Genomic DNA, 23,068 nt, shown 5'->3' on the forward strand with positions numbered 1-23,068 from the left:
GAATGACTTGGGCCACATTGAAGACGTTAGATGACGGAATGTCGATAGGACGTTTCCGATTGTTGCGAATGCGAGCTCTTCCGGGGGCGTTCGACGTGTTCTGACACCGGGCTATCATGGAACACATCAAGTGATCTGTAGGAGCTGCCGGAGGCTGCGAAAGCAATCTGTCTGACATACCGCAATCGCAGCCTTCGGCAGCTCCTACAGTAAGCACGTTTCAACTCGACGAATCGCATATTGGCAAATTCACCGGCTGCGACCCTATGCCGCTTCACGACTAAAGTCGCTCCTACAATCGCGAACCTTCATGCGAGACTAGCCAGCTTGTCATTGAGGCTCTGAATGTCTATGTCGCTGTCCAGCGGGCTGATTGCAGCCGTCGCCCTCGCTTATATGGCCATCATGTTTGCCATCGCCTTTTACGGCGACCGGCGCAGCACCTCGCTGCCTCCCCGGTTACGGGCGTGGGTGTACAGCCTGTCGCTGGCGGTTTACTGCACCAGCTGGACTTTCTTTGGCGCGGTAGGCCAGGCCGCCGAGCAGTTGTGGTCGTTCCTGCCGATCTACCTCGGCCCTGTGGTGCTGATGCTGCTGGCACCCTGGGTGTTGCAGAAGATGGTCCTGATCAGCAAGCAGGAGAACATTACTTCTATTGCCGACTTCATCGCCGCCCGCTACGGCAAGTCTCAGTCCCTGGCGGTGGTCGTTGCGCTGATCTGCCTCGTTGGCGTGCTGCCCTATATCGCCTTGCAGCTCAAAGGCATTGTGCTCGGGGTGAACATCCTGATTGGCGCAGTTGCCGATGCCACCGGCACCCGCGCGCAGGACACCGCACTGATCGTATCGCTGGTGCTCGCGCTGTTCACGATCGTCTTCGGCACGCGCAATCTGGACGTGACCGAGCACCACCGCGGCATGGTCATGGCCATTGCCTTTGAGGCGCTGGTCAAACTGTTCGCGTTCATGGCGGTGGGCGCGTTCGTGACGTACGGCCTGTACGACGGCTTTGATGATCTGTTCAATCAAGCGCTGATTGCGCCAAGGCTTGAGGAATACTGGAAAGAAACCATCAACTGGCCGTCCATGGTGGTTCAGACCGGCGTGGCGATGATGGCGATTGTCTGCCTGCCGCGACAGTTTCACGTCACTGTCGTGGAAAATATCGACCCGCAGGATTTGCGTCTGGCCAAGTGGGTGTTCCCGGCCTATCTGGTGCTGGCAGCGTTGTTCGTGGTGCCAATCGCACTCGCCGGGCAAATGCTGCTGCCTGACTCGGTACTGCCTGACTCGTTCGTGATCAGCCTGCCATTGGCGACCACACATCCGTCGCTGGCCTTGCTGGCCTTTATCGGCGGCGCCTCGGCGGCCACCGGCATGGTGATTGTCGCCAGCGTGGCGCTGTCGACGATGATTTCCAACGACATGTTGCTGCCCTGGCTGCTGAGCCGCAAAACCGCCGAACGCCCATTCGAAGCCTTCCGCCACTGGATGCTGTCGGTACGACGGGTCAGCATCGTGGTCATTCTGTTACTGGCGTATGTCTGCTATCGGCTGCTCGGCTCGACAGCCAGTCTGGCGACCATTGGCCAGATAGCCTTCGCAGCCATTACTCAGCTTTCGCCCGCCATGTTCGGCGCACTGTGGTGGAAACAAGCCAACCGCCGTGGTGTTTTCGCCGGGCTGGGCGCAGGAATTTTCCTTTGGTTCTACACACTGGTATTACCGATCTCCGCTGAAAGCCTCGGCTGGTCGCTGGAAAGCTTCCCGCTGCTGGCCTGGCTGCACGGCAATCCGTTGGGGCTGCCGATTACGCCCCTGACGCAAGGCGTGGTGCTTTCGCTGGCGGGTAACTTCATTCTGTTCGGCTGGGTCTCGGTGATCTCGAAAACACGGGTTTCGGAGCACTGGCAGGCTGGCCGCTTCATCGGTCAGGACGCCAGCGTCAGCAGCGGCAACCGGCCGCTGCTGGCTGTACAGGTCGAAGACTTGCTGAACCTCTCTGCCCGGTTTGTTGGCGAAGAACGCGCCCGCCAGAGCTTCATTCGCTTTGCCTACCGACAAGGCAAAGGCTTCAACCCCAACCAGAACGCCAATGGCGACTGGATTGCCCACACCGAACGCTTGCTGGCCGGTGTACTGGGCGCGTCATCGACCCGGGCCGTGGTGAAAGCAGCCATCGAAGGCCGCGACATGCAGCTCGAAGACGTGGTGCGCATTGCCGACGAAGCCTCGGAAGTCCTGCAGTTCAACCGTGCTCTGCTGCAAGGCGCCATCGAGAACATTACGCAAGGGATCAGCGTGGTCGACCAGTCGCTGAAGCTGGTGGCGTGGAATCACCGCTATCTGGAGCTGTTCAATTACCCCGAGGGGCTGATCAGCATTGGCCGGCCGATTGCCGACATCATTCGCTACAACGCTGAACGCGGTTTGCTTGGCCCTGGTGAGGCGGAAGTCCACGTGGCCCGGCGTCTGCACTGGATGCGTCAAGGTCGTGCTCACACCTCGGAGCGCATGTTCCCCAATGGCCGGGTCATCGAGCTGATCGGCAACCCGATGCCAGGTGGCGGCTTTGTCATGAGCTTCACCGACATTACCGCCTTCCGCGATGCCGAACATGCGCTCAAGGGTGCCAACGAAAGCCTTGAGCAGCGGGTGGCCGAGCGGACCCACGAACTGTCGCAATTAAACCTGGCACTGACCGAAGCCAAGGGCACCGCAGAGACCGCCAACCAGTCGAAGACCCGCTTCCTTGCAGCGGTCAGCCATGACCTGATGCAACCGCTGAATGCCGCACGATTGTTTTCCGCAGCGCTTTCACATCAAGACGACGGCATGTCTGCTGACGCCCGCCAACTGGTGCAGCATCTGGACAGTTCACTACGCTCGGCCGAAGACCTGATCAGCGACCTGCTGGATATTTCCCGCCTGGAAAACGGCAAGATCACCCCCGATCGCCAACCGTTCGCCCTGAACACACTGTTCGACACACTGGGCGCGGAGTTCAAAGCGTTGGCGCAAGAACAAGGCCTGACGTTTCGGGTACGCGGCACCGCGCTGCGGGTCGACAGCGATGCCAAGTTGCTAAGGCGCATCCTGCAGAACTTCCTGACCAATGCGTTCCGGTATGGCAAGGGTCCGGTGTTGCTGGGTGTACGCCGTCGGGGCACCTACCTGAGCCTTGAAGTCTGGGATCGGGGTCCCGGCATTCCGAAAGACAAGCAGCGGGTGATTTTCGAGGAATTCAAACGCCTGGACAGCCATCAGACCCGCGCCGAAAAGGGCTTGGGGCTGGGGCTCGCCATCGCTGACGGGTTGTGTCGTGTGCTGGGCCACACCTTGCAGGTACGTTCATGGGCGGGCAAAGGCAGCGTGTTCAGTGTCTGCGTGCCACTGGCCCAGCATCAGACGGTCCCCGTCAGCGTGATTGCCGACGCTAACCGCACGGCGCTGACCGGTACGCAGGTGCTGTGTATCGATAATGAAGACAGCATTCTGATCGGCATGAACAGCCTGTTGACTCGTTGGGGTTGTCAGGTCTGGACCGCTCGCAGCCGCGAGGAATGCCAGGCGCTACTGGACGAAGGCGTACGCCCGCAGCTGGCGCTGGTGGATTACCACCTGGATGACGGCGAAACCGGCACCGAGTTGATGGCCTGGCTACGCACCCGCCTCGGCAACCCGCTCCCGGGAGTCGTGATCAGCGCCGACGGCCGCCCGGAACTGATTGCTCAAGTGCACGCAGCCGGGCTGGATTACCTGCCCAAACCCGTCAAGCCCGCGGCGTTGCGGGCACTGTTGAGTCGGCACGTGATGTTGGGCTAACGACAAGCCCTGTAGGAGTGAGCTTGCTCGCGATAGCGGTAGATCTGTTAAGTAGATATCGTCTGATCTGACGCTATCGCGAGCAAGCTCACTCCTACAGAAAAGCTTCTAAATTCGGATAGTTATTTTATGTTTGATGAGAGCGGGTTAAACCCGCTCCACCGCCGCGGCCAGCGCCTTGGCAAAACGCCTTGCCACTTCATCCACCTGCTCGGCGGTGATCACCAAGGGTGGCAGGAAGCGCACGACACTGCCGTGACGACCACCCAGCTCCAGAATCAACCCGCGCTTCAGGCATTCGTTCTGCACCAACGGTGCCAGTGTGCCGAATGCCGGAGGATGGCCCAAACCGTCGACAGCGCCTGTCGGGTCGACCAGCTCAACCCCGAGCATCAAGCCACGACCACGAATGTCGCCCATCTGCGGGAAATCGCGTTGCAGTACCCGCAGGTGCTCGGTCAGGCGAGCGCCCATCGCGGTCGCATGGCCAGCGATATCATGCTGTTTGAGATAAGCCATGACGGCAGAACCCGCCGCCATCGCCATCTGATTGCCACGGAAAGTCCCGGCATGCGCCCCCGGGAGCCACTTGTCCAGCCACTCGCGATAAACCACCACGGCCAGCGGCAAGCTGCCGCCGATGGCTTTTGAGAGCACCACAACGTCCGGCACAATGCCCGCGTGCTCAAAGGCAAACATTTTTCCGGTGCGGGCAAAACCGCTCTGAATCTCATCGACGATCAGCGCAACTCCGGCCTTTTCGGTGATCCGGCGCAGGCCGCGTAGCCAGTCCAGGTCAGCCGGGATCACCCCGCCCTCGCCCTGCACCACTTCAACAATGACGGCCGCGGGCAGTTGCACGCCAGCCTCCGGGTCATTGAGCAGGTTTTCCAGATAACGCAGGTTGACCTTCACACCCTCGGCGCCACCCAGCCCGAACGGGCACCGATAGTCATAGGGAAACGGCAGAAATTGCACACCATTGCTGAGCAAGGCCGCCATGGGCTTTTTGGGCCCGAGACTGCCCATCAGGCTCAGTGCGCCCATGCTCATGCCGTGATACCCCCCTTGGAACGACAGCACGGTCGTGCGCCCGGTCGCGGTGCGCACCAGCTTCAATGCGGCTTCCACTGCGTCGGTCCCGGTGGGGCCGCAGAACTGAATTTTCGCATCGCGGGCAAAGGTTTCCGGCAACAATCCGAACAGGTCCTGGACGAATTGATCCTTGACCGGGGTAGTCAGGTCGAGGGTATGCAGCGGCAGACCGTCATCGAGTACCTTGCGAATAGCGGCGATGACCACCGGATGGTTATGCCCCAAGGCCAGAGTCCCGGCTCCCGCCAGGCAGTCAATAAAGGTGCGACCTTCCACATCTTCAACGTAGATACCCTGCGCGCGTTTCAGCGCCAACGGCAGACGTCGGGGATAGCTGCGAGCATTGGATTCCTGTTGCTTCTGACGCTCCAGCAGCGGTGAGTCTTCGAACTGATAAAGCACTTCTTCCGGCTCGCTGTTGAACCGGGCAGACAAATTTTCATTGCGACTGATGGCGACTGACATCCTTCAAACCCTCGATAGCATGCGGTGGATGCAAAGCACGGAAGTGGGCATCTGCCACGCCATTCAGCGCCGGTAGATTCCTGTCTAAAGGAAACGCACCAGCGCAGTCGGGATTTACTGCTGCCGCCTACATCCAGCCCAACCATTTCCAGTAGGTAGCGCCGAATACCAGCATCAACAGATAGCCGATCACGGTGACCGGAATGCCGACCCGGGCAAACTGCCGGGCGGTGAAGGTTTCAGTGCCCAGACAGACCATGTTCTGCGGCGCATTGATCGGCAGAATGAACCCGTAACTGACGGCAAACCCCAGCAGCATGGTCATGCCCAGTCGGTTGAAATCCCCGGGCAGGGTTTGCAGCACAGCGATGAGGATCGGCAACATTGCCGAAGTCAGTGCCGTGGCACTGGCGAAGCCCAGATGGATCAGAATCAGAAAGCCCGCCAGAATGGCGAACACGCTCAATGGCCCAACCTGATCCAGTCCGGTACGGCTGACCACCTGAACACCCAGCCACTGTCCCGCCTGAGTGGTGAGCAACGCCGTACCCAGGCTGATGCCGACCCCGAAGACAATCACCGTGCCCCAAGGGATTCGCGACTGCACGTCTTTCCAGGTCATCACGCCCCAACGCGGCAATAGCAATAGGACCAGCCCGGCGTAAGTCGTGGACGTTGTGTCAAAGCTATGAAGTTTGCCCTCGGTGGCCCACAGCAACAGCAAGCCAATGGATACGGTCATCAGGCGCTTTTGTGCCCCTGTCATGGGGCCTATTTCTGCAAGGGACTGGGCAACCGCCTCTTTGCCGCCAGGAATATTGTCATTTTCCGGGGGCAGCAGTTTGAGCACCAGAACGATCAGGACGCCCGACATGACGATCGCCCAGGGGGCACCGGCAATCAGCCAGTCGAGCCATGACACACGGGCGCCGAGCATCTTGTCCATGAAGCCTGCTGTCAGCAGGTTTTGCGCAGCAGCGGTCTGAATCCCGACATTCCAGATGCTGGTCCCCTGAGCCACAATAATCATGATCGCGGCAGCAACATTGGAACGTTTGTCCATACCAAACGCAGCAATCACGCCCATCATGATCGGCACCACACACGCACTGCGCGCGGTGGCACTGGGCACCACCAGGCTGAGCAGGATGGTGACGACAATCGCACCCAGCATGATTCGTCGCGTGCTGGTGCCGATGCGTGACAACGTGACCAGAGCGATACGCCGATCCAGCCCGGTATGGGTCATGGCAGCGGCAATGAACAATGCGCCTGCCACCAACGCCAATGCCGAGTTGGAGAAGCCTGTCAGGGCCATGGTAATCGCGGCAGAAGAACCGTAGATCACGGACGGGTCTTTAAGGGTCGGCGCCGTGCCGATCAGGAACGCCATTAGCGAGGTGATCATGATTGCACTGGCTTCGTACGACACCGCTTCGGTGATCCACACCACCACAGCAAACGCCAGAATCGCCAGCATGCGCTGCCCGGCAATGGGTAGGTCCGCCGGGAATGGCAGCAACAGCACGGCAACCATGACCGCGATGCCAACCAGCAGACCTCTGGGTAACTTGACCTGGGCGGGTGGCTGCTCGGGGATGGTTGAAGAGGCGTTCATGGGCTTTCCTTGATCCGGCACAACGCAAACAGGGCGCTTGCACAATTTGCATCATGCGCTCCCGGGTGGTGCCTGCCATTGAGATGGATCAACGAATGGCCAACGCCCCTGTTTTACAACGCCGGTGGCAGCCAGGCGGGTGAGTTGTCCCGGGCGAGTCTCGTGAGGTATCCGTAATTCGTGGGGCTAGAAGTACCTATTGAATTGAAATGCCGTCCCCTGTGGGAGCGAGGCTTGCCCGCGATACATAAGACGCAGCTAAAAGGCATACCGCGTTATCGTTTATCGTCGGAATGCCGCCCAGACCAAGCCTCGCTCCCACAGCTCAGAATTTCAAATCCGGAATTGCGGTTTCCGGGGCCCCACCCGTGCTCTGCACCATCATCAATCCAACGCCTCCAGCTGTGCCATCAAGTCACTCAACCGATCCACTTTCTCCTCGGTCATTTCACTCGACTCAAGCCCGTCGATATAAGCGGCCAGTTGCTCCACCGTGCTGCACTCGAACATCGCTCGCAGCGGCACGTTGCGTTGCAATGCGTTCTGCACACGGGAAGCAATTTGCGTGGCCAGCAATGAGTGACCTCCCAGTTCGAAGAAGTTGTCGTAGATGCCGACTTGTTCGACTTTAAGCACTTCAGCCCAGATGTCCGCCAGGGTCTGCTCAAGCTCATTGCGTGGTGCGACGTAGGCCTGGCTTTGCAACTGGCCGATGTCGATCCCGGGTAGAGCCCTGCGATCCAGTTTGCCGTTGGCGTTACGTGGCAGTTGGTCGAGGATGAGCCAGTGCAGCGGCACCATGTAATCCGGCAGGGAGGCTCGCAGGCGCGCTTTGATGACTTCCGGGAGCTCGCCCTCTTGCGCCTCGACAGGCACCAGATAGCCGACGAGGTATTTACCGTTCGGTCCCTCCTGCACCGCCACAGCGGCATCACGAATTTCTGGCTGTTCATGCAGGCGTGCTTCGATTTCACCCAGCTCGATCCGGAAACCGCGAATCTTCACCTGATGGTCGATACGCCCCACGTACTCAAGCACACCATCCGCCCGACGCCGCGCCAGATCGCCGCTGCGATAAAGCCGCTCACCCGGTGCTCCGAATGGATGCGGCACGAAAACCTGTGCCGTACGCAACGGATCGTGCACATAGCCTCGGCCAACGCCAATGCCTGCGATGCACAACTCACCCACTGCACCGAGTGGCACCAGTTCCAGCGACTCATCCAGCAGGTATAAACGGTTGTTATCGGTCGGCGTACCGATCGGCAGATAGCTGCCTTGAGTCGACGCCTGATCCACCCGGAAGAACGCCACGTCGTCGGAACACTCGGCCGGACCGTAGGCGTTTACCAGCCCGATGCGTGGATAAGTCTGCAGCCATTGATGCGCCAGTTCAGGCGGCATGGCCTCCCCGGTCGGCAGCATCCAGCGCAAACGCTCCAGCGGCGGATGATCTTCGACCAACATGCCCTGAATCAGCGACGGCACACTCTCCAGCACGGTGACGCCACTGCTTTCAACATGCTTGAGCAGGCCCAATGGATCATGGGCAAGCGCATTAGGCACGATGTCCACCCGCGCACCGAACAGCGGCGCGGCGAGGAACTGCCAGACCGAGATATCGAAGCTTTGCGACGCCGTCTGGGCGATCACATCAAACTGATCCAGGCTCAGGTACGGTGCTTTGCTCAACTGGTTATTGAGCATGCCACGCTGCTCGACCATCACGCCTTTGGGTTGGCCGGTGGAGCCGGAGGTAAAGATCACATAGGCGAGGTTATCCGGGCCGGAATAAATTCCGGGGTTTTCTGTCGAGTGCTCGCCCTGTTGTACGTCCTCCCACACCAGTAAACGAGGTTTGCCCGCGCAGGAAAACGCTTCCAGCAGGCTCATCGCCTGTTCTTTATAGGCTGCCGTACACACCAGCAATGGCGTGCGGCTCTGCTCGATGATCCCGCTCAAACGTTGCGCTGGCAGGCCTGGATCCAGAGGCAGGTATCCCGCCCCGGCCTTGAAGCTACCGACGATCATGCCCAGCAAATCCAGCCCGCGCTCAGCCAGCAACGCTACCGGTTGATCAACCTGTACGCCGGCATTGCGCAGGGCGTGGCCAAGGCGGTTGGCATTCTGGTTCAGGTCCTTGTAGCTCCACTTCTGCTCCAGGCAGGTCGCAGCGATACGTTGAGGGTGTGCCTCGACCCGAGCTTCGAACAATCGCACGTAGCCCTGCTCCAACGGGTAATCACGCTGGCTCTGGTTGCAGCCTTGCAACAGCCACTCGCGCTCGACCTCTGCCAGCATCGGCAGCTCGGCCATGTCGCCCTGAATGCCGTCCGCCAGTGCCAGCAACAGGCGTTTGAATTCACCCAGCAGGCGCTCAACCGTTTCGCTATCAAAGTAACGCTGGTCGAAGGAAAGATGCAGCCCAAGGTCGTCGCCTGGATAACACACCGCCGTCAGCGGGAAATTGGTGTGAGTGCGGCCGGAATCAGAACTGGCGCTCAGGCTTTGGGCGCGGTCCAGTACCGAGACTTCAACCGGGGCGTTTTCGAACACAAACAGACTGTCGAACAGCGGCTGACCTTTAGGCAGTTCACTGCACTCCTGAATCTGCACCAGCGGCATGTACTCGTGCTCGCGCAGCTGCAGGTTGCTGTCCAGCAGGCCCTGCAGCCAGTCCAGTACCGTGCAGCGCTGATCGTTGGCTGGCAGGCTGACCCGTAACGGAATGCTGTTGATGAACAGGCCAACCGTGCGCTGCATCTGCGGCATGTCTACCGGACGACCCGCTACCGTGACACCAAACACCACGTCAGCGTCGCCACTCAAACGCCGCAAGGTCAGCGCCCACGCCGCCTGGGCGAAGGTGTTGACGGTCAACTGGTGACGCTGGGCCAGGTCTTTCAGGCGCTGACCATCGGCGGCATCAAGGCGCGTGTAGCGATCGCCGACGATCATGCCGCCACTTTGCCCGGCATGCTCGCGCAACAATGGCCGATCTGTCGGAATGTAGGTGGTGCGCTCAAAGCCCTGCAAATTAGTGCGCCACCATTGCTTCGACTGAGCAATGTCCTGACGTTGCAGCCAGCCAATGTAGTCGCGATAACGCGGTGGCACCGCCAGTTGTGCTTCACGCCCCTCGCCCAGCGCGGTATAGATTTCAAAGAAATCGCTCATCAGCAAGCCACGGCACCAGGCATCGATCAGAATGTGGTGGTTACTCATCATGAACCAGTAACGCCCCTCCGCGACCCGGATCAGACGCAGCTGGAATGGCGCCTCATGAAGCAGATCGAAACCGGCTTCACGCTCGCTTTTGAGCAGGGTTTGCAGACGTTCTTCATGCGTGGCTTCTGGCTCGGCACTCCAGTCGACGAACTCGATTCGCGTACCGCCCGGCTTGTGAATGATTTGCAGCATCTGCTCGCCGCTGTCCCAGCAGAACGAAGCGCGCAAAGCTTCATGACGAGCCACGACGGCTTGCCACGCTTGAGCAAAACGCTGCGGGTCGATCTCGCTGTTGATGCGATAGCGGTCCTGCATGAAGTAGATACCGGTACCCGGCTCAAGCAACGTATGCAGAAGCAGGCCTTCCTGCATGGGCGTCAGCGGATAGACATCTTCGATGCAAGAGACGGGAACCGGCAGCGCGTCCAGTTGGGCTTGAGTCAGACGTGCCAGCGGGAAGTCCGAAGGAGTCAGCCCGCCTGCTGCATCGTCCAGGCAATGAGCGATCAGGCCTTGCAGTTCATCGACATAAGCCATAGCCAGCGTTTCGATCGTCGCTGCCTCGAAGCGTTCATGGCTGAAGGTCCAGCGCAGCACCAGTTCACCGCCATACACCTGACTGTCGATGCTTAATGCATTCGGCAGCGGTGCATGCTCGTCGTGAGTCGGGCCGACCGACGCGTCCAGCGGTTTGAACAGCGCGTCGTCGGCAAAGCTCTGATCGAACTGCCCCAGATAATTGAAAGTAATCGAGGCCTCAGGCAATGCGGCCATGCTTTGACGACATGTCTCGTCAGCCAGATAACGCAGCACGCCATAGCCCAGCCCCTTGTGTGGCACCTGACGCAGTTGCTCTTTGATCACCTTGATCGATGCAGCACGACCCGTCGCTTCCGCCACATCCTGCGGCGTAAGCCTTAGCGGATAAGCACTGGTGAACCAGCCGACACTTCGGGTCAGATCGATGTCATCGAACAGGGTTTCACGGCCATGACCTTCGAGTTGAATCAGCGCAGACTCCTCGCCGGTCCAGCGGCACACCACCCGCGCCAGCGCCGTCAGCAACAAGTCGTTAACCTGCGTCCGATAGGCCGCCGGAGCCTGCTGCAGCAGCTGTCGGGTGTGCTGTGCATCCAGACGCACGCTGAAGGTTTGAGCCTGAGCATTTAGCTGACGGCCTTGCGGATGATCGAACGGCAACTCGCCGCTGCCAGTCAATTGGGTCTGCCACCACTGAAGCTCTTCGCGCAGTGGCTCGCTGCTGGCGTATGCCTGTAAACGTTGGGTCCAGTCCCGGAACGCGCTGGTCTTGGCGGGCAGCGGCTGCTCACGATAAACCGCTTGAAGATCATCGAGCAGAATCCGCCACGACACGCCGTCCACCACCAAGTGATGGATCGTCAACAGCAGTTGCTGAGCTCCGTTGTTATCGCTGATCAGAACCCCACGCAATAGCGGGCCACGCTGGAGATTGAGGCTACGTTGCGCATCGGCGAACAGCTCCGGCGAAGCGTTTTCAGCACGCCAGAGCACTGCGCACTGTTCCAGTGGTGCGTGCTCGGCATGCCATTGACCGCTGTGTTCGGTGAAGCGCAGGCGCAGCGCGTCATGCTGCACCAGGACTTGACGCAAGGCTTGCTCCAGCCGCGCCGGGTCGAGGTTTTCGCTAGGTTGCAGCAGCACCGTCTGGTTCCAGTGCTGGCGCTGCGGGATGTCGCTGGCAAAGAACCAGTGCTGAATAGGCGTTAGTTGCGAGGCACCCAGCACCGGCCCTTGCTCGGCAAGCATCTGCTCGGCGCGAGTCGCAACGTTGGCCAGCGTCTGCACGGTCTGATGCTGGAACATGTCTCGCGGGCTGAAATGAATCCCGGCCTGCCGAGCGCGGCTGACCACCTGGATCGACAGGATCGAGTCGCCACCCAGCTCGAAGAAGTTGTCCAGCAAACCGACGCGTTCGACGTTCAACACCTCACGCCAGATCGCCGCCAACGCTTGCTCAAGCTCATTTTGCGGGGCCATGAATTGCTGGCGGCTGTGCTCCGGATCAGGCGCAGGCAAAGCACGACGGTCGAGCTTGCCGTTGGCGGTCAGCGGCATGCTATCGAGCACAATAAACTGAGCAGGAACCATGTATTCCGGGAGCTGACTGAGCAAATGCTTCTTCAAGGCATCGCGTAACTGAGCCGCGTCGCCCTCGCCGACCACATAGCCCACCAGCTGTTTTCCGCTCGGCGCCTCCAGGGCCAGCACCACAGCTTCGCGCACTGAAGTGTGCTCCAGCAGACGGTTTTCGATTTCGCCCAGCTCAATGCGGAAACCACGGATTTTCACCTGATGGTCGATACGCCCCAGATACTCCACCAGCCCGTCGGCACGTTGCCGGACCAGATCACCGGTGCGGTACATTCGCCCGCCGTTTGCCGAGAACGGATCGACCACAAAGCGCTCTGCGGTCATACCGGGACGCTGGTGATAACCACCCGCCAGCCCGGCACCGCCGATGTACAACTCGCCCGTCGCGCCCTGAGGAACGAGGGCCAGATCGGCATCAAGAATGTAAGCACTGCGAGCGCCGACAACACGACCGATCGGCACAGTCGCCAGGCCCTCCTCCAACGCCTCGGGAGCCAGACAGGCCAGCGGCATGACGACGGTTTCCGTAGGGCCATAGGCGTTGAAAAACTGCTGTGGTTTAAACACTGCGCGAATGCGCTGCAAGTGCTCACCGGTCAAGGCTTCGCCGCCAGTAATGCACATACGGATCGGCAGCGTTTCATGCTGGCTGGCCAACCATTGCGCCAACTGGCTGCCATAGCTGGGGGTGAAGCCGAGGATGTTGACGCGCTGCTCACGAATCAACTCGCAGATTTCCTGAGCGCCCCATTGCCCTTGAGCCCGCAAGACCACACGGGCACCACAGAGCAATGGCACCAACAAGCGTTCAGTGGCTGCGTCGAAGTTGATCGAGTAGAAGTGCAGTTCGCAGTCGTCGTTGCGCATGCCGAAACACTGAATGACCGCACGGCAATGCATCGCGATTTCGCCATGACTGACCACGACGCCCTTTGGCTTGCCGGTGGAGCCGGAGGTGTAGATCAGGTAGGCCTGATGCTGCGGCAGGGTCAGGTTGGGCAGTTCAGCGTCGTCGAAGCTTGCCCAGATATCCTGTGGGAGCGAATTCATTCGCGAAGACGATATTCCTGACGACAGAGATTCGGTGGGTGTACTGGCCTCTTCGCGAATAAATTCGCTCCTACTGGTCAGGGTGAATTTCACGACTCCCTCAGGCAATTCCCCCAACGCCCCAAGCAACTTCTCATCACCCAGCAGCAAGCCAATGCCGCTGTCTTCGATCATGTAATGCAGGCGGTCCAGCGGATACTCCGGATCCAGCGGCACATAAGCGCCGCCCGCCTTGAGAATCGCCAGCAGACCTATGACCATTTCGTGGGAGCGCTCAAGGGCCAGCCCGACTCGCACTTGCGGACCGACACCTAGCTCGCGCAGGGCACGAGCCAACTGGTTGGCGCGTCGATTGAGCTGATCGTAAGTCAGTGTCTGCCCGGCAAAGGTCAGGGCGCCAGCGTCCGGTGCCTTGCGGACCTGTTCGGCGAACAACTCATGAATACAGTGCGGCAGGTCATGCTCGCCGCTCTCTTCTGCCAGCCCGGACAGTAACTGGTCGCGCTCAGCCGATTCAAACAGCGGCAGCTCGCTCAAGCGCTGTTCAGGATCCGTCAGCAAACCTTGCAGTAACGTGCGCCAGTGCTCGGCCATGCGAGCAATGCGCGCCTCGTCGAACAAGTCGCAACTGTAGGTCAGGCAGCAACCCAAGCGCTGATCAAGGTCGGTCACTTCCAGGTTGAGGTCGAACTTGGTCGCCGCTGCATCGTTGACCAGATAATCCACGGTCATCCCGGCCAAGGTGCGGCTTTGCTGGAACTCCCAACGCTGCACATTGCACATCACCTGGAACAGCGGGTTATACGCTGCACTGCGGGGTGGTTGCAGTGCCTCGACCAGATGATCGAACGGCAAGTCCTGATTGGACTGACCTTCAATCACCGTCTGGCGTACTTGATCGATCAGTTCGGCGACACTCATCTGCCCATTGAGCTGGCAACGCAGCACCTGAGTATTGAGGAACGCACCGATCAGCCCTTCACTTTCCGGGCGAATCCGGTTGGCCACCGGCGCACCAATGCGCAAGTCCTGCTGACCGCTGTAGCGGTAGAGCAATACGGCCAACGCGGCGGTCATGGTCATGAACAGGGTCAGCCCCTGTTCGGCGTTGAACTGACGAACCTGAGCCGCCAGCTCGTCGCCCAGATCGAAGCGATACAGGCCGCCGCGATGGCTTTGCACAGGCGGACGCGGGCGGTCGCCGGGCAGTTCCAGCAGCGGATATTCATTACCGAGTTTGGTCGTCCAGTAATTCAGTTGGCGCTGACGCTCACCGGACTCCAGCCACTGCCGCTGCCACACGCTGTAATCCAGATACTGCACTGCCAACGGCTCAAGCGGCGACTGGCGATCGTCGACGAACGCTTCGTAGAGCGCGCTGAGCTCCCGGGCAAAGATATCCATTGCCCAGCCTTCAGTGACGATGTGATGCAGGGTCAGAACAAAATAGTGCTCCTGCTCACCCGCTTTGACCAGGCAGGCACGCAGCAGTGGGCCACGCTCAAGGTCGAATGGCTCGTGAGCCTGAGCATCGGCAAATGCCTGCAAGCGCTGATCACGGGGGCTGTCATCCAGCGCGGAAAAGTCCTGCCACTGCATGCGCAAATTCAAGTCAACCTGCACCTGCTGCCAGGCCACGCCGTTGACGCTAGGGAAAGTAGTGCGCAGGGTTTCGTGACGAGCGATCAATGCATGCAATGCCGCTTCGAATCGGCTGATATCCAACACACCGCGCAAGCGTGCCATACCGCCGACGTTGTAGGCCGGGCTGTTCGGCTCCAGTTGCCAGAGGAACCACATGCGCTGCTGGGAATAAGACAACGGTACCCGCTGACGGCGGTCGACGCGCTCGATCGGCAGTTGGCGGTTGCTGTCGCCGGCCAGTTGAATCAGACGGACCTGTTCGGTAAACGCAGCCAGTTCACTGGCGTCGAACAAAACACGCAACGGCAGCTCGACATCGCATGCCTGACGGGTACGAGAAACAATCTGCGTCGCCAGCAACGAATGGCCACCCAGCGCGAAGAAGTCATCGCTCAGCCCGACCCGCTCAAGGCCCAGCACCTCACACCAGATCGCAGCAATTTGCTGTTCAAGCTCAGTCCGCGGAGCAACGTGTTCACGTTGTTGCCATTGCGGGTCCGGCAAGGCGCGGCGATCCAGTTTGCCGCTGGGACTCAGCGGCATGCGGTCCAGACGCACCAGTTGCGCAGGTACCATGTACTCCGGCAGCTCTGCAGCCAGCGCGGTTTTCAATGGCTCGGCCGCAATGTCGGTGTCGGCGGTGTACCAGCCGATCAGTTGCGCGCCGCCAGGGCCTTTGCGTACCAATACCGCCGCCTGACGCACACCGGGCTGCGCCAGCAGTCGTGCTTCGATTTCTTCCGGTTCAATCCGGAAACCGCGCAGTTTGACCTGCTGATCGAGACGCCCCAGATAGTCAATGACGCCATCGGCGGACCAGCGCGCAAGGTCACCCGTGCGGTACAGCCGAGCGCCCTCTTCGCCCAATGGATCCGGCACAAAGCGCTCGGCGCTCAGCCCTGGACGTCCGAGATAACCACGCGCCAGACCGATGCCACCAATGCACAGCTCACCCGGTACTCCGGCAGGCACCGAGTTCAACTCGTTGTCGAGAATCCGGCACAGCACGTTGCCCAGCGGTCGACCAATCGGCGAGCGCTCGCCATCGTCAGCCTGGCAATGCCAATGGGTGACGTTGATCGCGGTCTCGGTCGGACCATATCGGTTGTGTAGTTGCACGTTCGGCAGTTGCTTGAGTACCCGATTGCGTAGCTCAGTCGGCAGTGCTTCGCCTCCGGAAAACACACGCTTGAGACTGGTGCACTGCGTCACGCCAGAATCTTCGATGAACAGATGCAACAGCGGCGGCACAAAGTGCAGGGTCGTCACGTTGAACTGCTGAACAAGTTCGATGATCCGTGCAGGATCGCGATGCTCCCCCGGCGCGGCGATCAGCAACCGGCAGCCAGAGATCAGGGGCCAGAAACATTCCCAAACCGACACATCAAAACTGACCGGGGCTTTTTGCATCAAGACGTCGTTGGCGTCGAGGTCGTATGTGGTCTGCATCCATTGCAAGCGTTCGGCCAGGGCCGCGTGTGTGTTGCCGACGCCCTTGGGCTGACCCGTTGAGCCGGAGGTGTAAATCACGTAAGCAAGGTTGTCGCCAGACAGATGCAGACCAGGCGCGTTGCACGGCCAGTTGTCCAGGTGCAGATTATCGAGGGTAATCGCGGTGATGGCTTCGCTGACCGGCAAGCCCGGCAACAGATGGCTCTGGGTCAATAGCAGTTCGACCCCGCTGTCGTGCAGCATGTAACTCAGGCGCTCGCGGGGGTAATCCGGGTCCAGCGGCACATAGGCGCCACCCGCCTTGATGATCGCCAGCAAGCCGATCAGCAACTGCGGCGAACGCTCGGCGCAGATACCTACGCAAACGTCCGGGCCGACGCCCTTGTCGCGCAAATAGTGAGCGAGACGATTGGACTGAGTATCCAGGCTGGCGTAGTCCATTTGCCCGCCGCCCCAGACCAGCGCGATACGTTCGGGTGTCTGCGTGGCCTGCTCAGCCAACAGTTGCGGCAACCAGCGGGTGGCAGGCACGCAAGGCGCCTGACTCCAGTCCAGTTGCTGAGCCTGCTCAACCGCGCTGAGCAAAACAAGGTCGCCAATGCACCGGTCGGGTTGATCACTGACTTGCTGCAACAACGCTGTGAAGTGTTCCGCCATACGCCTTACGGTCTGCACGTCAAACAGCTCTGCGGCGTAGTCGAAATGCAGTGCCAGACGCCCCCGATGATCTTCCTCACTGTGCAGCTGCAGGTCGAACTTGGCCTCCCGGCTGTGCCACGGCAGCTCGTCGGCCAGCAAACCCGGCAAACGGCGCAAGGCGCTCAGGTCTCGCTGCTGGTGGTTGAACATCACCTGAAACAAGCCTTGCTCGCGGGCCTGCGGGAAGGCTTCAAGCAATTGCTCAAAAGGCAGGTCCTGATGAGCCTGAGCGCCTAACGTCGTGTGCAGGGTTTCGTCGAGTAATTGGCTGAACGGTTTGCGCGCGTCAACCGTAGCGCGCAGCACCAGAGTATTGATGAAGAAGCCCACCAGGCCTTGAGTTTCAAGGCGAGGACGGTTGGCACCCGGCACGCCGATGCGGATGTCCGTCTGCCCGCTGTAGCGATGCAGCAAGCTCTGGAATGCCGCCAGCAGGACCATAAACATCGTCGCCCCTTGCTCATGGGCGGTGTAACGCAAGGCGCTACTCAAACCCTCATCAAGCAGGACGCTGTAGCGCGCTGCCTGATGCGTGCGCAAGGCGCTGCGCGAATGATCCGTCGCCAGACTCAATACCGGCTGCTCGTCACCCAACTGTTGCGTCCAGTAAACGAGCTGGCGGTGTGCTTCGCCTGCCGCCAGCCAGTCGCGTTGCCATTGCGCGTAATCAGCGTAGTGCAGCGACAAGGGCGTGAGGGTCGCTTTCTGTCCCTGAGTGGCGGCTGCATAAAGGCGTGAGAACTCGTCGATCAGCACGTTCAGCGACCAGCCGTCAGCAATGATGTGGTGCAACGTGACCCACAGTTGATGCTCCTGGTCGTCGAGACGCACCAGCGTCACCCGCAGCAGCGGCCCTTGCTCAAGGTCGAAGGCCGTCCGGGCGTCCTGATCCCGGGCCTGCACAACCTGAGCATCGCGCTCGGCCTGCGGCACATGACTGAAGTCCAGATGCTGCAAGGTGAACGTTGCTGAGGGCTCAATGCGTTGCAGTGCATGCCCGTCGCGCTCCAGAAAACGTGTACGCAGGGATTCATGCCGCTCGATCAACTGCTCGAAGCTGTTGCTCAAGGCCTGCTGATCGAGATCGCCGCGCAAACGCAGCGCGGCAGGAATGTTGTAAGCAGCGCTTTGCGGCTCCAGTTGCCAGACAATCCACAGGCGGTTTTGCGCCAGCGACTGGGGCAGATCACGATCACGCGGCAGCAACGCAATGCTGTTCTGGCGGGTTGCACCTGAGGCTTGTTGACGCGCGACTTCAGTGCAGAACTCGGCCAGTGAAGGCGCCTCGAACAACAGGCGTAGATTCAGCTCCAGACCAAGAGCCTCACGCAAACGTCCCATGACCTGGGTTGCGGCGATCGAGTTGCCACCGAGCAGGAAGAAATGGTCATCGTCGGCAATGTGCTCGACGTGCAGCTGCTCACGCCAGATCGCGGCGATGCGCTGTTGCAGGTCATCGCCAACAGCCGTCTTATCATTTGTGCGCTCAGCATCAAGCTCACCCTGATACTGGGCGACCGGGAAAAGCGCATAACTGTCGAGCGTGCCATCCGCCAGACGCGTGCGGCAGGCCGAGCGTTGCAGCTTGCCGCTGGAAGTCTTTGGCAATGCGCCGGGATTGAGCAATGCAACGACGCCTGGCGTTTCCTGAAATGCCTCAGCCACGGTTTGCCGAATCGCCTTGATCAAAGCGTCCGGCGGCAGGATTTTCTGCACGCTACGGCTGATTTCCGCCGCGATACCAATGCTATCCACACCGTTTTCAGTCACCGCAAAAGCGGCAACCCGCCCTTTGCGCACCACGTCGACTTCGCGCTCGATGGCCTGCTCTATGTCCTGCGGATAAAGGTTATGACCTCGCACGATCAGCATGTCTTTCAAGCGACCTGTGACGAACAGTTCACCATGACGCAGAAAACCAAGATCGCCGGTACGCAGCCAGGTACGGCCGTCCCGCTCAACAAAAGTCCTGGCACTGGCTTCGGGGTTGCGCCAGTAGCCATGGGCAATACTGGGGCCAGCGGCCCAGATCTCCCCCACTTGATTATCTGTCAGCACCTCACCACTCACGGCATCGACAATACACACCGCATGCCTGGGCTGACTGCCACCGCAACTCATTAACACGCTGCCAGCACCTGGCTCGGCGCGGTTCTGAGCCAACGCCTGATCGCTCACTTCCAGATTCGGAATACCGCGTCCACGCTGCCCGCCGGTCACGAACAATGTGGCTTCGGCCAAGCCGTAGCAGGCGAAGAAACTGTCTGCCGTGAAACCGCTGGCGGCGAACTTGCTGCTGAACAGATCGAGGCTGTCCTGACGAATCGGCTCGGAGCCGGAAAATGCCACGCGCCATTTACTCAGGTCCAACTTTTCCAGAGCCGAGTCACTGACCCGTTCGCTGCATAGCCGATAGGCGAAATCAGGCCCGCCACTGATAGTGCCGCCGTACTCACTGATTGCCTCCAGCCAGCGCAGCGGACGGCCGAGGAAGTAGCCCGGCGACATCAACACACACGGTACACCGCTGAAGATCGGTTGCAGCAAGCCGCCGATCAGCCCCATGTCGTGATACAGAGGCAACCAGCTGACGATGACATCGTCCGGGTTGAGATCGATGCCGAAGCCGCGACGAATCAGCAGCTCGTTGGCCACCAGATTGCCGTGGCTGACCTGCACCCCTTTGGGCAACGCGGTAGAGCCGGATGTGTATTGCAGGAACGCGATGTCATCCGGGTTCAGGCTCGGCTCATGCCAGGCGTTTGCCAGATCGATGTCCAGGGTATCCACACATAACAGTTGGGGAGCATCGGCGGCGTTGAGCTGAGCGCTCATTTGCAGCAGGGGCTCGCGCAAACTGCTGCGAGTCAGGATCAGCCGCGGCTCGGCGTCGGCGATGATCGACAACAGACGCTCCTGATGATGACGACGCGCCGACTCGGGCGGATAGGCAGGCACCGCAATGACACCGGCATACAGGCAGCCAAAGAACGCCGCGACGTAATCCGGGCCGCTGGGGAACAACAACACTGCACGTTCGCCGGGCTCGACCTGGGCTTGTAAGGCTGCCGCGATAGTACGCGCCCGCTGATCAAGCTGGCGATAACTGAGCACCGCGCCTTCACTGGCCTCCTCAGCCAGAAAACGCAAGGCAATGCGATCAGGCTGGCCTTCTGCACGTTGTTGCAGGGCCTGCACCAGAGTGTTGGGGAGTTCGAACGCGTCGTTCATGGTTGTTCCTGCCTGAGTCCGGCTTGCAATCGGGAGTTCACGAAGAGAGGCGCGCCAGATGCGCGCCGGGTACTGCTGTCTGGTTCAGCTGGCCGCCGCCGCAGGTGAACGCTGGCGATTGGCGCGCGCCAGATGCTGCTCGGCATAGCGACGCAGACAGCGCAACAAAGACGCTTCCTGGCTTTGCAGGAAAAAGTGATGACCTTCAAACATGTCCAGCGAGAAACCAACGGTGGTTTCATCCTGCCAGTCGAGTAGTTCCTCGACGCGCACGCTGTCCTGCTTGCCACCGAACACATGCACGGGCATTGGCAACGGCTCACGGGGCAGGTATTCGAAGCTGCCACACATCAGAAAATCAGCACGCAGAATGGGCAGCATCAGCGCCATCAGATCAGGGTCTGCCAACGCCACTTCAGAGGTGCCCTTGAGCGTACGCAAGCGCTCGATCAGCTCGGCATCGGTCCTGGCCTGGCGATATTCGCTGACATCACGTCGCGCCGGCCCCGCCGTACCCGAGGCGAACAGACACAGCGGCGACGGGACGTTCAACGTCAGCAAGGCATGTGCCAGCTCATAACCGAGCAATCCGCCAAGGCTATGCCCGAATATTGCGTAGGGTTGTCCAGGACTTTGCTGCAACTGGCGGCTGACCTCGCGAGCAAGTTGCGAGGCCAACCGACGGATATCGGTCTGCAGCGGCTCACTCATGCGCATACCGCGCCCGGGCAGTTCCAGTGGATGGATTTCGAGCCACTGCGGCAAGGTGCGACGCCAGCGACTGTAGACCATGGCACTGGCCCCGGAGTACGGCAGACAGAACAGGCGCAGACTGTTAAAGGCGCTCACTTCAGGCCACCACTTTGTCCTGATCCATCTTCTGTCGCAGGCTCAACGGGCGCATGTCGGTCCAGTGCTGCTCGATGTACTCCAGGCACTCTTTCTTCAGACCTTTCATGCCGACTGCACGCCAGCCATTAGGAATAGCCTTGTATTCAGGCCAGATCGAGTACTGTTCTTCGTGGTTGCACACGACCTGAAAGGTGAGGTCTTCGCGATCAAATACCATGTCATTCTCCTGCTGCATGGGTGCCTGGCGGGTAGCCGGGACTGTCATCAAAGAGAACGGATGGGGGTGAAAAATAATTAGTAACACGAGGGGCGCTGATCGTCAGGCAGAGCAAGACCTGCGACGCAGCCTGCTGAGAAAAGCATACCGATAGATATATTTCTCATTTGACAATCATTATCATCAAGCCTAATTTGTTGCCCGGTGTGTAGGGGGCTTCCCTACGAAAGCTTCATCTGCCCAATTGCTGCAAGGTGATTTCCATGCCGGAACAACTATCCACAAGTACGTGCGATTCACCGCTTCTTCAGGCGTTCGTCGAGAACCGTCTGATCCTGGTCAAGATTGCAGCCCGAATCACCGGTTGCCGATCGCGGGCCGAAGATGTCGTACAGGACGCTTTCTTTCGATTACAGTCCGCGCCACAAATTACGTCGTCAATCAAAGCCCAGCTCAGTTACCTGTTTCAGATCGTGCGCAACCTGGCGATCGATCACTACCGCAAACAGGCGCTTGAGCAGAAGTACTCGGGCACGGAGGAAGAGGGACTCAATGTGGTTATCCACGGCGCCTCCCCTGAAACCTCACACATCAACTTCACGACGCTGGAAACCATCGCCGATGCACTGACCGAACTGCCTAGCCGCACGCGCTATGCATTCGAAATGTATCGACTGCACGGCGTTCCGCAGAAAGACATTGCCAAAGAGTTGGGTGTATCACCCACACTGGTGAACTTCATGATTCGCGATGCTTTAGTGCATTGCCGCAAGGTCTCTCTCCAGGAAGCACGCGCCGTACGTCGCTGAACGCGATCGACACTGCGCCTGTAGGAGCTGCCGAAGGCTGCGAAGCTTTTTTGCCCCAATCGCAGCCTTCGGCAGCGCCTACAGAATCCGGCTTGTTAAACCCACTCGCACCGCTCAAAAAAACGCTGTCGGTGCAGGGTCATCAACGCCGCCCGCTTGTGCGGAAAATCGAATTCCTTTTCTTTCTCAAAGCCCTGTTTTTGCATGTAAGCAATCATCTTCGCGTTGTCGGCGCGCGGCTCTGAAACCAGCCGTTGGGTGCGCTCATCTTCCAGAAAAAGATAATGCACCAGTGCCGAGAGCCAACTGGCGACCTTGTGAGGGCCCCGATGGCTTTCTTCGCCGACCAGCATATGAATTCCGCGGTCGTAATCGCCGGGATTACAGAACGGCGCAATCCGGTCTTCGAGCGCCCAGTAGGCCTCAAAGTATGCAAATGGCTCATCGTCAAAGGACCCGATCAACGTCAGCGTATGGGGATCGGCAGCCTGCTTCTCCAAGTACTCTCGATGCTGCGCCAGGGTTCCGCCCTCTTGCCAGAACTGCAGAACACGTGGGTTGTTCTGCCAACGATTGAAACGCTCAAGGTCCTGATCAACATCCAGCGTGCGCAGAGAAATCGAGGCGCCAAGACTGGCATCGAAACGTCGATAGACTTCGCCTGTTGGCTTGGCCGGGCGAATCAACGGCATAGCCGTCGCGGGTAATGACTGAGGCATGCTTTGGGCTCACGAAAAAAGGCTGATTCAA

The 23,068-nt window shown here is 59.7% G+C and carries 7 protein-coding genes and 1 pseudogene; 2 read left to right on the forward strand and 6 right to left on the reverse strand.

From position 1 onward, the window contains the following. The first annotated feature begins 351 nt into the window (after positions 1-351). The gene (locus tag ACYASS_RS18925; protein ID WP_463587274.1) at positions 352-3,825 is read left to right on the forward strand and encodes a PAS domain-containing hybrid sensor histidine kinase/response regulator; all 3,474 of its coding nucleotides are present in this window, start codon (positions 352-354) and stop codon (positions 3,823-3,825) included. Positions 3,826-3,972: 147 nt separating this feature from the next. Here ACYASS_RS18925 and ACYASS_RS18930 read toward each other — a convergent pair whose 3' ends face one another. From ACYASS_RS18930 to ACYASS_RS18950, 5 genes are all read right to left on the reverse strand, one after another. Then, positions 3,973-5,385: a diaminobutyrate--2-oxoglutarate transaminase gene (locus ACYASS_RS18930; protein WP_463587232.1), complete on the reverse strand. Its 1,413-nt coding sequence runs from the start codon at positions 5,383-5,385 to the stop codon at positions 3,973-3,975. Positions 5,386-5,512: 127 nt separating this feature from the next. After that, the gene (locus tag ACYASS_RS18935; protein ID WP_463587233.1) at positions 5,513-7,003 is read right to left on the reverse strand and encodes a DASS family sodium-coupled anion symporter; all 1,491 of its coding nucleotides are present in this window, start codon (positions 7,001-7,003) and stop codon (positions 5,513-5,515) included. A gap of 384 nt (positions 7,004-7,387) precedes the next feature. Next, positions 7,388-20,440: a non-ribosomal peptide synthetase gene (locus ACYASS_RS18940; protein ID WP_463587234.1), complete on the reverse strand. Its 13,053-nt coding sequence runs from the start codon at positions 20,438-20,440 to the stop codon at positions 7,388-7,390. A gap of 84 nt (positions 20,441-20,524) precedes the next feature. Next, complete coding sequence (locus tag ACYASS_RS18945; protein WP_463587235.1) at positions 20,525-21,289, reverse strand: thioesterase II family protein; 765 nt, start codon at positions 21,287-21,289, stop codon at positions 20,525-20,527. A 1-nt stretch (position 21,290) separates the two neighbouring features. Then, a complete protein-coding gene (locus ACYASS_RS18950; protein WP_243246590.1) occupies positions 21,291-21,509 on the reverse strand; it encodes an MbtH family protein in 219 nt (72 codons plus the stop codon). A gap of 263 nt (positions 21,510-21,772) precedes the next feature. On the opposite strand from ACYASS_RS18950, the gene ACYASS_RS18955 reads away from it, so the two are divergent. Further along, on the forward strand, positions 21,773-22,318 hold the full coding sequence (locus ACYASS_RS18955) for an RNA polymerase factor sigma-70 (RefSeq protein ID WP_243246589.1): 546 nt from the start codon (positions 21,773-21,775) through the stop codon (positions 22,316-22,318). A gap of 95 nt (positions 22,319-22,413) precedes the next feature. On the opposite strand, the pseudogene ACYASS_RS18960 reads toward ACYASS_RS18955, so the two are convergent. Next, positions 22,414-22,998 (reverse strand): annotated as a pseudogene (locus ACYASS_RS18960) (GNAT family N-acetyltransferase); the annotation flags it as partial. Between the last annotated feature and the right edge of the window lie 70 nt (positions 22,999-23,068).

The organism is Pseudomonas sp. HP_14 (assembly GCF_055283875.1).